This window comes from Vibrio sp. 1078-1, from assembly GCF_033340475.1.
Genome location: NZ_JAWOWM010000002.1, coordinates 585,459 through 599,214, shown reverse-complemented (window position 1 = coordinate 599,214; position 13,756 = coordinate 585,459). Strand labels below are relative to the sequence as shown.

Below are 13,756 nucleotides of genomic sequence, written 5' to 3'. Positions count from 1 at the left end.
ATAGAGAAGACCTGCGCTGATTTGGTTTCACAATTAACGACGAAACCAAATCAGCAAACCTTTCATCCAGCGAGCGTTATAAGAAATGGAAGGTGATGTTCCCTGTTACGCTGCTAACGGTATCGCTATCGCCTTCAATATCCACGCCAAACGCTTGATAACTCGCGCCCACAGACACATTGTCAAGCAAGAAGTATTCGGCACCAACACCATACATGTAAGAGACGCCGTCATCTTTGTCTAAGTTTCTCAGTCCGCCGTCATAATCAACGTTGAATGCATTGATGCCGCCTTTTGCGTAAACGTGTAACGGGCCGAAGTCGATACTAGGTTTCGCCGCTAAATAGAATGAATCAAAATCAGCACTACCCCTGCTGCCACTCAAAGATAAATCCACTTTGCCGTGGTTAAAGTAGCCTGCTTCAATGCCAATGAATGGCAAAATACCAGTACCGACATGAATACCATAAGTTGTATCATTTTCGCTGTCGATATCGGACTGACCAATTTGACCACCAGCGTAAATCCAAGAGTCAGCCATTGCTGACGTTGAGCACAACGTTAGAGCGAATAACGAGAGTGTTTTTTTCATACTATCCCTTCCTGATCGATTCCTAAGCGAAACATTACGCAAATATGCGCATTTAATCGCCACTATATATTGGAAAGCATAGGCATTTTAAGACTCTAAAAGTGAATAATTTATGTTCAACTTTTGTTTTGTGACTTCCAGACAAAAAAACACCGACATAAAGCCGGTGTGTTTCATATGGTGTTAGAAAGCTTGACGCTTATAGGAAATGTAGTGTTGCGTTAACAGAGAACGTGCTGATATCGTCTTTACCAGCAGTGTAGTTCATGTAGCTAGCACCAACAGACATTGGGCCAAAAATGAAGTACTCAGCACCCACACCGTACATTAGGTCCAAATCGTCATCGTCTTTGCCGCCTTTCACTTTTTTGTCCCACTGATGGAAACCACCTTTTGCGTACACGTGTAGCGGACCGAAGTCGATGCTTGGCTTAAGTGCTGCGTAGTAAGAAGTTAGCTTAGTGTCTTGACCATTTACGTTGAACTCACCGTGTTGTGTTACACCAGCTTCAACACCAATGATAGGTAGAATGCCTGTACCAACGTGAACAGAGTATGATGTGTCCGTTTCACCTTTGTAGTCAGACTGACCTACTGTTGCACCACCGTAAATCCAAGAATCCGCCATTGCCGCAGAAGATGCGCCAAGTAGCGCCACTGCTAATAGAGTTTTTTTCATCATCTACCTTTACTCTTTATTATTCCCACGTCTGCATAACTCAGTCGTTGGTACTACAAATAAAGGGAGGCGAACTATTGCCTCCCGGAACTAAAAAATAATGCTTATTGAGTTACTAGCAATTAGTGTACCAGCAACTTCTTAAGCGATAATTACAAATCTGACACTATTTTACTGGTTGATTAGCAAGCATCAATCGCGTTTTTGACTCGTTTATCAGAAACAGGATAAGGAGTGCCTAATTGTTGAGCAAAGTAACTCACGCGAAGTTCTTCAATCATCCAACGCACTTCTTTTACATTTTCAGGAATGGCCACACCTTTCGGGATCTTGTTCAGCAACTCTTTATAGTCTTGAGTCACAGATTCAATCTTCAGCATATGTAAACGATCTTTGTTTGGATCGATTGGCAACTTCTCCATACGGCGCTCTATCGCGCGCATGTAGCGAAGAATATCCGGCAAGCGCTTCCAGCCACATTCCGTTGCAAAGCCTTTGAAGATCAAGCCTTCAATTTGTGCTTTGATATCGGACAGAGCAAACGCCATTGTGAAGTCGATCTTGCCTTTTAGCTTCTTATTGATGCTAAACGCCGTGGTCAGAATAGTCTCAACCTGTTGAGCGATCTCTACAACGGTGTCACCCAATTCAGCACGAACGTGTTCTTTCAACGCTTCGAACTTCTCTGGCTCCCAAACTAAACCACCCTGCTCTTCAATAAGCTTATCGACACCGCAGGCAATGCAGTCATCTATCAGATCAAGCACCTTGCCGTAAGGGTTAAAATACAACCCCAACTTCGATTTGTTCGGTAAGTTAGCGTGCAAATATTTAATTGGAGACGGTACATTCAACAAAATCAAACGACGCTGGCCAGCGCGCATTGCGGTGATCTGCTCAAATTCGGTTTCGTAGAGTTTGATTTCAACGCTGTCTTTGCTATCAACAAGCGCCGGATACGCTTTTACATCGTAGCCGCCACGTTTTTGTTGATACACTTTCGGCAATTCGCCAAAACTCCACGTATGCAGACCTTGCTGTTCGATATCGTCATCCGCAACTTTGGAAAGCGTTTCTTGAACTTTGTCTTTCAAACTTTCTTTCAGTTCATGAAGGTCTTTATGTTCCTTCAGTTTACGATTTCGATGATCAACCGCGCGGAACGTGACTTTCAAGTGCTCAGGTACTTGTTCCAAGTTCCAGTCTTCACGCAGTACCTCTACGCCCGTCATGCGTCGCAACTCTTTCTCTAATGAATCTAGCAGCGGCGCTTCCATTGGCGTGACACGTGCTAAGAATGCATCGGCATAGTTTGGCGCAGGCACAAAGTTCTTACGAATTGTCTTTGGCAACGATTTAATCAAGCTAACCACAAGCTCATGGCGTAAACCTGGGATCTGCCAATCAAAACCCGCTGGTTCAACTTGGTTTAAAATCGGCAACGGCAAATGCACTGTGACACCGTCACTATCATCGCCTGGTTCAAATTGGTAACTCAATTTGAGCTTCAAACCATTTTGATGCCAGAAGTTCGGGTAATCCAAATCGGTCACATGGCTAGCATCACCCTTGAACAGCATCTCTTTTTCAAAGTTCAGCAGTTCCGGATTTTCTTTAGATGCCTTTTTCCACCACGTATCGAAGTGTTTGCCAGAAACGACTTCAGTACCAACACGTTGGTCATAGAAATCAAACAGCTCATCATCATCCACCAAGATGTCACGACGACGAGATTTATGCTCAAGCTCTTCCACTTCTTGCAGAAGCTTACGGTTTTGCTTAAAGAACGCGTGTTTGGTTTCCCATTCCCCCTCAACCAATGCACTACGAATGAAGATTTCGCGACTTACGGTCGAATCGATACTGCCGTAGTTGACCAAACGTTTCGGTACGATTGGTACGCCGTAAAGCATCACTTTTTCGTGCGCCATCACCGCAGCGCGTTTCTTCGACCAATGTGGTTCGCTGTAACTACGTTTAATAAGGTGTTTAGCTAACGGTTCAATCCATTCTGGCTGAATCTTTGCGATGATACGACCCCAAAGTTTTGAGGTTTCCACCAACTCAGCAGACATGATCCACTTAGGCTGTTTCTTGAATAGACCTGATGCAGGGAAGATATGGAAACGAGCATTACGCGCGCCTTGATATTCATTCTTTTCTTGGTCTTTCATGCCGATGTGCGACAGCAAACCAACCAAAATGGCACTGTGTACGCCATGGTAAGAAGCGGGCTCATCGTTAAGCTTGAACTCCATCTCACGCATCGACTGATGAATTTGGAAGTACACGTCTTGCCACTCGCGAACGCGCAAGTAGTTCAAATAGTCTTGCTTACACTGTTTGCGGAACTGATTGCTAGACAAGGCTTTTTGCTGCTTTTGGATGTATTCCCACAAATTCACAAATGTCAGGAAGTCCGACTCTTCATGGAAGAAGCGACGATGTTTATCGTCTGACGATTGTTGTTTGTCGGAAGGACGCTCGCGTGGATCTTGAATCGACAAGGCCGCTGCAATGATCATCACTTCTTTAAGCGCACCATATTTTGGTGCTTCCAATACCATACGCGCCAAGCGCGGATCGATTGGCAAACGCGCTAATTGGCGACCAATGGAAGTCAGGCGTTTTTTCGGGTCTTTTACCTCAGAGTTAATCGCACCAAGCTCTTCCAGCAAACGTACGCCGTCTTGGATGTTACGTTTATCCGGTGCTTCCACAAATGGAAACGCTTGAATATCACCCAAACCAAGTGCCGTCATTTGCAAGATAACCGACGCTAGGTTGGTACGCAGGATTTCAGGATCAGTAAACTCTGGGCGCGACTCAAAATCTTCCTCTGAGTACAGACGAATACAGATACCCTCTTCCACACGACCACAACGACCTTTACGCTGGTTCGCACTCGCCTGAGAAACTGGCTCGATTGGAAGACGCTGAACCTTAGTACGGTAACTGTATCGACTGATACGCGCCGTACCCGGGTCGATAACGTATTTAATGCCCGGAACAGTTAGCGAGGTTTCTGCCACGTTGGTTGCCAGTACAATTCGGCGACCAGTGTGAGGTTGGAAAATCTTATTCTGCTCACCTGCCGACAAACGCGCGTAAAGCGGCACAATTTCCGTGCTCTTCAGATTACGTTTGGACAATGCATCTGCGGTATCACGGATTTCACGTTCACCGTTCATGAAAATCAGGATGTCACCTAAACCTTCATCGCACAGTTCATCTACCGCTTCGAAGATGCCTTCAAGCTGGTCACGATCATTGTCGTCATCACCGCTTAGTGGGCGGTAACGTGTTTCTACTGGGTAAGTACGACCCGATACTTCAATGATTGGTGCATTGTTGAAGTGTTTTGAGAAGCGTTCTGGGTCGATGGTTGCCGACGTGATGATCACTTTCAAATCAGGACGACGTGGCAGCAACTCTTTCAAGTAACCCAAGATGAAATCGATGTTGAGGCTGCGCTCGTGCGCTTCATCGATAATGATGGTGTCGTATTGATTCAAGAAACGGTCATGCTGAATTTCAGCTAGCAAGATACCGTCCGTCATCAATTTGATTTGGGTATTTTCAGAGATCTGATCGTTGAATCGAACCTTGTAACCAACAAACTCACCAAGCTTGGTTTCCATCTCTTCGGCAATACGGTTAGCAACCGAACGCGCTGCAAGACGACGAGGCTGAGTATGACCAATCAGACCAAATTTACCGCGACCAAGCTCAGCACAGATTTTGGGTAGCTGAGTGGTTTTACCTGAACCGGTTTCACCCGCGACGATAACCACTTGGTTTTCTTCGATCGCTTTCGCAATATCGTCGCGTTTTTGGCTGACTGGAAGAATTTCAGGGTATTCAATCGTTGGTTTGTAGCTACTACGTTGCTCCACAACCATCATGGATTGGGCGATGTCTAATGCGATTTCGTCGAACACAGCATTACGCGCTGCGTCCTTCTTAATTTTGCTTGCACCAGAAATACGTTTACTCAAGCGGAAACGGTCGCGCATCATGCACTGATTCAGCGCTTTACGCAGAGATGCAGCACTATTCACTTGAGCCTGAGGTGTTTGAGCTTGTTTCGCTGTCGCTTTTTGCGCACCATTTGACGGTGTCGCTTGCTCTTCAGCTAGATTCTTTTTTGGGGGCTGTGACGAAGTCAAAGCGTTTCCTATTCTTTTCATTACAAAAACTGCGCGGATTGTATCACACAAGATCTGTAACAAGATAACCGAAAGCTCATTCAATTTTTTCGAACATGTTCAGCGAATCGCTAGGCTTTTGAACTCACTTACGTTGCTTATAATAGCTCCCATAGTCGAAAGCACTTATTTAAGGAATAACCATTATGTCTCGTGTACTAGCTCTAAAATCAAGCATCCTTGGCGATTACTCTCAATCAAACAAATTGGTTGAAAACTTCATCAAAAATGTAGACCAAGACAAGCTTACTGTTCGTGATTTGGCTGCAAACCCTCTACCTGTTTTGGACTTCGCCGTTGCGACTGCACTGCGCGCTACGGAAGATCTTTCACAAGAACAGCAAGCGGTGGTCAACTTGTCTGACACCCTTATTGAAGAAGTAAAGGCCGCAGACACTTTGGTTATTGCCGCTCCAATGTACAACTTCACCATCCCGACTCAGCTTAAAAACTGGATTGATTTGATTGCTCGTGCAGGCGTGACATTCAAATACACAGAAAACGGCGTTCAAGGTTTGATTGAAGGTAAAAAGGCGATTGTAGTAACGACTCGCGGTGGTATCCATAAAGATTCACCAACTGACAACGTTACGCCATACCTACGCACTGTGCTGGGTTTTGTAGGAATCACTGATGTGGAATTTGTTTACGCAGAAGCGCTAAACATGGGTGAAGATGCGGCTGCAAAAGGCATTTCAGAAGCGCAAAGCCAACTTGCAACAATGGCGTAAGTTAGAATAAACCAGAATACAAAAGGGATTGGTTCGCGCCAATCCCTTTTTGGATCCTGATGCCTTAATCGTATTTATAGGGTCTCTTACATCGTCAAAAACGATTCACTTTCTCCAAGTTGCGTATTGCATCAAGGTAGACTTTTTCTAAAGACCGCTCAGCTTCGCTTATCATATTCTCGATCATCGCATTAAACGCGACATCGCTACGGATTTCTATATTGTCTCCCGCCTTAACGTCAAGAGAGTTGACGTACAACACCAACCATTCATCGCCCTCCAAGTGCCCTTCTCCGTGAATGGCAAAAAAGCGTTTGGCAAATTCAGCGTTGGTACAATTTATCGCTTCAATTTGAAGATTGAATGAGGAGTCGATACTCATGGTGCTCATCCCATCCGATTCATCAGATGCATCACAAACAGCCTTAACTCTGGCACGATATACGAAATTTCTCGTTGAAAGCAGCATAGTATTATTCATCATTACTCATAATGGGCGATAAATAAGTCAGTTGCAAATCCGACTTATATGCATCTCGCGATGCGCTAAAACTCGAACTGGAAATAAATAGTATTGTAGTTACTCCCACCTTTAATTCGCCCAAACTGGGAAGCGCTTTCAAAAATCGCCGAGCGGTGATGCAATGAATAGCCCACCCACATATTGTTCCAGCTCTTTTGGTTGAAGAGATCGCCTACATTGACATCAAACGAGAAATCTAAGTAGTTGAGCAACTTGCTTGGTGTATAACCCTTGTCTTCCATTTCTGTGCCTTCAATATAGGTAATGCTATCAATGTATGACACACCTTCCGCTACACCAAATCGCCAAGTCGTAGGCCAATTAACCGTATAATAAGCCTTAATCGCCATGACGTATTCTGTGCTCGCAGACTGAACACTGGACGACCAGTGATGAACCAACCCTGGCGTTAAATAAATATCAAGAGGAAAACCAAACAGCTCATCCGTTAATGGATGCCCATAAAACAATGAAGTAAGTTGATTGTCGTATGGGTCTTTTTCTCTCTCAAAGCTAAATATTTCACCGATGTTCGAAGGCGTCGCCCAACCATGCGCAATACGTAGATATGCTTTATTGCTCAGTGTCGGTTTCGGAGCTTTGCTTTTATCGTTGAAAAAGCCAAAACCGACAAACACTTCTCCCTGATATCGATCTTCTACAAGCTGACTGTTGTAGGCGTTATCATCTAAGCGAGTAACACTCGTCTCACCCAATAAATACAAATTTGAAGTTACATGGTAACGCGCTTTAATACCAAGATTGGTGTCAAGCCCAGCTCCAATTCTCTCGCCAGTAATATCCTTAAAGGAATAATATTCACTATTGAAATCAGCGTCTTTGTATCGAATCGTAATCGATGGCTCTAATTCCCAATCACCAAATACATAATTGGCAGCAAGGCGGTAATTAGAGTGAAACTGGAGTTCGTCGTCCGTCATCAACTCTACTTCTGCGCGCCAAGTGTCGTTAATGCTATAACGCACTTGCCCACCGAAATCGACTCTGTCCCCTTCATTAGCATTTTGTAGCGACATGGGAATATCGACAAATCTCAATCGCATGAGTGCGCTCGCGCGCCAGTCGGAATCACTCTCGTTATACAAAAAAGCGCCACCTTCAATGCCATTGATATACACATGTTCGTTTTCAAAGAACATCATTGGTACAAATGTACTCACCGTAGAGTCATTATCGGCGGTGTAAAACGGAATCGATGCTGTGCGATACATCGCAGCAATCCCCCACGTTTGTTCGTCTGCACCATGCGCAGAAGAAACTGCCGCAGCTAAAGGTAAAGCGAGTGTTGTTAGAATTAATCTCTTCATGAGTTCGAAAAATGTTGGTTGAGAAGCAGGCAAACATCAATGATTTGCCATTAAAAGCTTATGTTCTGCTGATGATAGCCGTTACAATGGCAAATGTTGTCATCCTCGTGACAGTTTGAGTCCCAAGATCATATTAATATTGCACGACTAGGTGAGCTTGTTTGCGAATATTTTACCATTACAACAAGCGCTTAAACTCTAGCTTAGTTCTAAATCAAACATAATGAAGTAAAAAGTGAAAGCATCAGAACTCATCTCTACCTTGAATCATTTACCCGCAGACACAGACCCAGACATTGTGATGGGAGAAGCATGGCTGCCAGAGAGGTTGATAGGGACTCAACTCGATGGTGACATGTTGTTTTTGCACTTTGATAATGCACCAGAAGATGGTCAAGGTGACGAAGAAGGGCGTGGCTTCGTCGAACACGAAATCGACCTAATTAGAACTCGGCTTCAGCAAATTTTGGATGAAGACAGTAATAACGCGTCAAAAGCCGATGCGATGCTTGGTTTGTTCCTTATGGGACATGAACTTAGTAGCTCGCAAGTTATCGAAATATTAGAAGAAGAAGCTGACACATAAGGAGCCGTTTTGCCAGCATTGATGAACACGACTGAAATTTCTTCACTTCCTCTTGTCGTTGCAGGTCCGATCCTACGTAAAGTGACCGCAACTGAAATCAATATTTGGCTAGTCACCACCCAACGCTTGGAGGGTATGGTGCAAATTACGGATGAAAATGCCTCCATCCTTTATCAAGCCCCTTTAAGTGAACAAAAAGAACAGCTTCAAATCGGCCTCAATGCGTGGTGTTGCTTACTTAAATTAGAAGGCGAGTTTCCAACCCATCAAGCGTTACGCTATCAAATAAAAACGCAATATGGATTAGTGACGGAACTGCTCCCTCACCTGACTTATGAGCGAGATAATACGCCAAACTTGGGTATTGAGTTCCTCGTTAGTGAAAAAGCGGATTATCTCCTACATGGCTCTTGCCGTAATCCCCATCACTTCAGTGATGATACATTGGTCGCTGCGGATCATAAAATCGCGTCTCAATCCATTGAAGAAAGACCGGATATGCTCATCATGAGTGGTGATCAAATCTATGCAGACCATGTTGCAGGCCCCACTCTCGATGCCATTGAGCAAGTCATAGCTTTATTGGGTTTGCCAGGCGAAGAATTCGATCAAGCTCCGATAAAAAATACCAATGAGCTCTACCAACACCCTGCTTGCTATTATGGTCGAGATAAATTGTTGCCTCATTATGTGAGTGATGACAGTTTACTAAGTAAGTTTTTTCCACACCGAGGGACACCAATATTCAGCGCCAAAGAGTGTGAGAATCACCTAATAAGCTTTGCTGAGTGCTTTGCAATGTACTTATTGGTTTGGTCTCCGACCTTGTGGAAGCTTGTTCGAACGGATCGTTTGTTAGAAAACGAATTTACTGTCGGCGGAGAAGTTCTTGAACCCAAATGGCAGCAGCAATGGCGCGAAGAAAAAAAGCAAATTGATAAATTCGTCGCAGGTCTGGACAAGGTTCAACGCTTACTCGCTCACATTCCAACCTATATGATTTTTGATGATCACGATGTCACCGACGATTGGAATCTCACCATAGGCTGGGAACAAGCCGCATACAGCAACACGTTTGCAAAACGCATTATCGGTAATAGCTTGATTGCTTACTGGCTTTGCCAAGGTTGGGGAAATGCGCCAGAAAAATTCAATGATGAATTTATGAGCCTCGCTCAACGCTTTATCGATGAGCGAACCTCGCAAACCCAAGATGCATTTATTCAATATTTGTATCGCTTTGAGAATTGGCACTACACCATTCCTACGACACCAAAAGTTGTCGTGCTAGATACACGAACCAGACGCTGGCGTTCTGAGTCTAAAATGAACAAACCTTCTGGCTTAATGGACTGGGAAGCGATGATTGAGTTCCACCAAGAACTCGTGCACCAAGACAAAGTTGTTATTGTTTCTGCCGCGCCAATGTTTGGTGTGAAATTTATCGAAGCACTACAACGTGTGGTGACCATGCTTGGTAAACCATTGATGGTTGATGCTGAAAACTGGATGGCTCACCCCGGAAGTGCGAATACTCTTATTAGTATTTTCACACACACAAAGACACCAACTAACTTTGTTATTCTCTCTGGCGACGTACACTACTCTTTTGCATACGATATTAAGCTCCGCTATCGAAAAAACAGTCCGAATATCTATCAAATCACCTGTAGTGGAATTAAAAATCAGTTCCCTACACAACTGCTCAATATTTGTGATGGCCTAGATAGACTGCTATACAGCCCTCGCTCACCTTTAAACTGGTTCACAAAACGTAAACGACTCAAGATTTACAAACGCGCACCAAGTACGCACAACTTTTATCGCTTGGTTAACCATAGTGCCATTGGTGAGCTACGTCTTGATGATGAAGGCAAACCAAGTCAAATTAGTATTCTGACGAGTGATGGTGACGAAGTTCATTTTCCACCGACACGTGCTGAAAGCTGAGTATCAATCCCAAAATGACTTGCCCTTTGTAAGAGGCAAGTCACCTTGAACTAACTCAGGAGTTTAGGTTTTTTGGGGAGAAAGTGGCCGTGCTTAAATGTCAACGGCGTGCTAAATTTGGTATCGCACCTTGAGATCTTCCGTATTTATTACCATGTTAACCAAATAAACAATAGCTCGGTGTTCATTATGTTTAATTCTCTCACATCATTATTTAAACAACTCATTGATGGCTCTGATTTAAGCCAAACCAACACACTTTCCCCTAACATGGCTATCGCGTGTTTGCTTTGTGAAGTTTCTGGTGCAGACCATAGTGTCGATGATAGAGAACAAGAAACAAAGCGCTCTTTATTGATGAAACTGCTTTCGTTAAATGAAGAAGAATCAAATACTTTGTTAGAGCAAGCGCAACAGAAAATAAAAGATTCCGCTTCGCTGTACGACTTTACCTCTCAACTAAGAGAACTGACTCAAGAAACTCGTTACAACTTAATCAAAAGCATGTGGGAAGTCGCTTACGCAGACGGCGAAATTGACCCGCTAGAAGACGCGGTGATCCGTAAAACAGCAGAGCTACTCTATGTTGATCACAGCGAGTTCATTCGAGCGAAGTTACAGTCTCAGTAAAGTGACGAGATGAGTATATAAGTCGCTGGCTAACTCTAAGCTACCCCTAGGATGACAACAGATATCGCTTCTGTAGCCATAAAAAAACGCGCACTCTGCGCGTTTTTCAATAAGCCAACGACATTGTTATTAAAATACTGGTCAAGGTATGTGTTTAGCTCTTTCCACACTAAACAGACTGCATGACAAAACAACAATGGTTGGATGATAATTTAATTACAAGCTAGCTAGGTTCGAATAACTAAAACATGGTCAAAGCAAGCTTAGCTAAGTTGTATGCATCTACATAGCCAGAGTGTTGACGCCCTTCCCAGTCTATTCCTTTTGCTTCTTGAGCGGCTCGATGGCCTATACGTTTATCTTTAAGACGATTTTGAATACGGTAGAGTGTCGCTAAGTTGATGAACTCTGTGAACGGTGCTTCAATACCTTTTTGCTTACACTCTTCTAGAAGAATGAGGTCATCTCGCCCCCAAGATGCAAAGATTTTGTTGCGACCACCGAAGTTCTTAACCATGGATTTAAGCACTTCTTCTAGTGGGCGTCCTTGTTTTTCAATCTTACGTGGTGTGATGCCCGTTAACTCAGCGCAGAACAGAGACACTTCATCGTGTTCTGGTTTCACGTAGTATTGAGCACGCTTGACTATCTCACCTTTAGACAAATCTATTTCAGCTAACCCCACTTCGATAATTTCACCCGTGCTGCCGACGCCATTTTCGTTCCAGCAACACATTTCTAAATCGAAGCATACAATACGGTTATGGTTCATAGTTTGCCTTGGTTCCTAACATAAAAATTTAAAGCGTGCGATTCTATCGTAACACGGCGTAAAACTCGAATTTGTGCGCCCATTTAATCGCCGATCGACACATTATTACGGCCGTTTTTTTTACTCAAATAGAGTTGACTGTCCATTTTGTGATACAAGCTCTCAGGATCTTCTTCTTTATGGATAACCGCACCGATACTCAACGTACAGATGATTGACGCATCACCATAATCAAAAGCCGTACTTGCCACAACACTCCGTAATTTTTCTAGGTAAGCTTCTAGCACTGCTCTATCAATGACTTTAGAAATAATACAAAACTCGTCACCACCAGCTCGGTAAAACTTATCTCCCGGTTTTAAATTAGCACTGACCAGCTTAGTGACATGTTGTAACGCTTCATCTCCACCTAAATGGCCGTGTTTGTCATTAATCACTTTGAAGTGGTCGATATCAAAACCAACCAAGGCGAAGTTAACACCTTTGTTTATCTGATTAAGCAAATGATCGTTGAATGCTCGGCGATTCAGTAGTTGAGTTAGAGGGTCTCGCTCTGCCATTCTTTTTAATTCAACGGTTTTGAGCTCCAACATGACCGCTAAGCGCTCTTTTTCTCGAGACTGTAAATTCACAATCCAACTGATCAAAAAGGCGATTACCAATCCGGCTAGCGTCGTGCCCGCTAAAATAGAACGCTCCCAAGCTGAGACTGCGTCAGAAAGCTTAAAGTCAATACGCCATTCACGGTTAGGCAGTTGAATGGTTCGGCTTATAACGGTTCCTCGAATGTTATCCCAGCTAGCACTTTGAAAGAGAACAGGGTCATCTGCTGCGTCGAATCCCAAGTCTTCTACGCGCACCGACATATCGAGCTCCGTCGCGGTTTTCGTAATCAAATCCTCAAAGTAAACCGTACTTCGGATAACGCCGGTCACTACTCCTAATAAATATTTGTTCTCGAAGTCGAACACTGGATGGAACACCAGCAACCCAGTCTTAGGTATGGACTTGTCATAACCATCTTGCAGTAAGCGAACTTTATCCGAGACATTCGCTCGCCCATTTTCGGAAATATCATCCAAGATTAAATCGAAGCGTTTGCGCGAAAAATAGAAACCCAATAGAGAAAGGTTTTCCGGTGTTCTTGGGTAGATATCCGACGCGATAAAAATTGGCTCATTGTGTTCAAAAATGTACCCGTAGGTTTTGGGACCATCTTTAGGAACGGTAAACGGTTGGAAGTTTGGAAATTTTTGACGGGTCTTTAAAATATGTTCATCAAGATCTTCGAATTCGACCTTTTGCATCCATTGAAGTCCAATAAGACTTCGTGAGCTATTAATCACTTGTTCCGCATACATGGGAAACGATGGCCAATAGCTTCGCTCAATCGAATGGAAAAAGTTTGCGCCCGCACCAATGAACTTTAGATCATTCTCGACGTTTGCTTTAAGTGATTCTGCTTGTCGGTCGGCTAAAGTATCAAACGTCGTCTGTGTATACCGTTGCTGCATTGTATAAGCAGCACCAACTACACCAGCAGTGACACATAAAGTCGCCAAAAAAGCTAAAATAGAGTCTGAATGTCGTTTTATAAAGCTCTTATGAGCGGTGCTTTGTGTCATATCGTAATTTTTGATACTTCCGTAAGTTAAACTTCGGGATCTATTGAAATACTGCGTTAGCAATGCACAAACATCAAGCAACAACCTATATTGGGGAGTCTGATCGTCGATTTTTCACGCTGTTCGTACGGT

Annotated in this window: 11 protein-coding genes; 4 read left to right on the top strand and 7 right to left on the bottom strand. The window is 43.8% G+C overall.

The window, feature by feature from the left end; genetic code table 11:
- Positions 1 to 76 precede the first annotated feature (76 nt).
- From R7190_RS06560 to hrpA, 3 genes are all read right to left on the bottom strand, one after another.
- A complete protein-coding gene (locus tag R7190_RS06560) occupies positions 77 to 592 on the bottom strand; it encodes an outer membrane beta-barrel protein (RefSeq protein ID WP_005377661.1) in 516 nt (171 codons plus the stop codon).
- Between the two features lie 199 nt (positions 593 to 791).
- Positions 792 to 1,271, bottom strand: coding sequence for an outer membrane beta-barrel protein (locus R7190_RS06555; protein WP_021033871.1), 480 nt, complete (start codon positions 1,269 to 1,271; stop codon positions 792 to 794).
- 182 nt (positions 1,272 to 1,453) lie between these two features.
- Positions 1,454 to 5,440 (bottom strand): ATP-dependent RNA helicase HrpA, encoded by a 3,987-nt coding sequence (gene hrpA / locus R7190_RS06550; RefSeq protein ID WP_005377665.1) that lies wholly within the window; start codon positions 5,438 to 5,440, stop codon positions 1,454 to 1,456.
- A gap of 185 nt (positions 5,441 to 5,625) precedes the next feature.
- On the opposite strand from hrpA, the gene R7190_RS06545 reads away from it, so the two are divergent.
- Positions 5,626 to 6,210 (top strand): FMN-dependent NADH-azoreductase, encoded by a 585-nt coding sequence (locus R7190_RS06545; protein WP_318137530.1) that lies wholly within the window; start codon positions 5,626 to 5,628, stop codon positions 6,208 to 6,210.
- A 94-nt stretch (positions 6,211 to 6,304) separates the two neighbouring features.
- Here the strand turns inward: R7190_RS06545 and R7190_RS06540 are convergent, their stop codons facing one another.
- A complete protein-coding gene (locus R7190_RS06540) occupies positions 6,305 to 6,592 on the bottom strand; it encodes a hypothetical protein (protein ID WP_005389458.1) in 288 nt (95 codons plus the stop codon).
- A 164-nt stretch (positions 6,593 to 6,756) separates the two neighbouring features.
- Complete coding sequence (locus R7190_RS06535; RefSeq protein WP_033905356.1) at positions 6,757 to 8,061, bottom strand: MipA/OmpV family protein; 1,305 nt, start codon at positions 8,059 to 8,061, stop codon at positions 6,757 to 6,759.
- Positions 8,062 to 8,296: 235 nt separating this feature from the next.
- Between R7190_RS06535 and R7190_RS06530 the strand changes: the two genes are divergently transcribed.
- From R7190_RS06530 to R7190_RS06520, 3 genes are all read left to right on the top strand, one after another.
- The gene (locus tag R7190_RS06530; protein WP_017634942.1) at positions 8,297 to 8,647 is read left to right on the top strand and encodes a hypothetical protein; all 351 of its coding nucleotides are present in this window, start codon (positions 8,297 to 8,299) and stop codon (positions 8,645 to 8,647) included.
- A 9-nt stretch (positions 8,648 to 8,656) separates the two neighbouring features.
- Positions 8,657 to 10,597, top strand: coding sequence for an alkaline phosphatase D family protein (locus R7190_RS06525; protein ID WP_033905249.1), 1,941 nt, complete (start codon positions 8,657 to 8,659; stop codon positions 10,595 to 10,597).
- A 189-nt stretch (positions 10,598 to 10,786) separates the two neighbouring features.
- Positions 10,787 to 11,227, top strand: a complete 441-nt coding sequence (locus R7190_RS06520) for a TerB family tellurite resistance protein (protein WP_017820644.1) — start codon at positions 10,787 to 10,789, stop codon at positions 11,225 to 11,227.
- A gap of 241 nt (positions 11,228 to 11,468) precedes the next feature.
- On the opposite strand, the gene R7190_RS06515 is transcribed toward R7190_RS06520, so the two are convergent.
- Complete coding sequence (locus R7190_RS06515) at positions 11,469 to 11,999, bottom strand: 3'-5' exonuclease (RefSeq protein WP_005377684.1); 531 nt, start codon at positions 11,997 to 11,999, stop codon at positions 11,469 to 11,471.
- Positions 12,000 to 12,082: 83 nt separating this feature from the next.
- Positions 12,083 to 13,624 carry a sensor domain-containing diguanylate cyclase gene (locus R7190_RS06510; protein ID WP_005377686.1) on the bottom strand — a complete coding sequence of 514 codons (1,542 nt, stop codon included), beginning with the start codon at positions 13,622 to 13,624 and terminating at the stop codon, positions 12,083 to 12,085.
- Positions 13,625 to 13,756 lie beyond the last annotated feature (132 nt).

Bases quoted from the DNA above. Each gene is read 5' to 3' on its own strand.
- R7190_RS06560 (WP_005377661.1), bottom strand. From the start codon at position 592: ATGAAAAAAACACTCTCGTTATTCGCTCTAACGTTGTGCTCAACGTCA.
- R7190_RS06555 (WP_021033871.1), bottom strand. From the start codon at position 1,271: ATGAAAAAAACTCTATTAGCAGTGGCGCTACTTGGCGCATCTTCTGCG.
- R7190_RS06545 (WP_318137530.1), top strand. From the start codon at position 5,626: ATGTCTCGTGTACTAGCTCTAAAATCAAGCATCCTTGGCGATTACTCT.
- R7190_RS06540 (WP_005389458.1), bottom strand. From the start codon at position 6,592: ATGAGTATCGACTCCTCATTCAATCTTCAAATTGAAGCGATAAATTGT.
- R7190_RS06535 (WP_033905356.1), bottom strand. From the start codon at position 8,061: ATGAAGAGATTAATTCTAACAACACTCGCTTTACCTTTAGCTGCGGCA.
- R7190_RS06520 (WP_017820644.1), top strand. From the start codon at position 10,787: ATGTTTAATTCTCTCACATCATTATTTAAACAACTCATTGATGGCTCT.
- R7190_RS06515 (WP_005377684.1), bottom strand. From the start codon at position 11,999: ATGAACCATAACCGTATTGTATGCTTCGATTTAGAAATGTGTTGCTGG.
- R7190_RS06510 (WP_005377686.1), bottom strand. From the start codon at position 13,624: ATGACACAAAGCACCGCTCATAAGAGCTTTATAAAACGACATTCAGAC.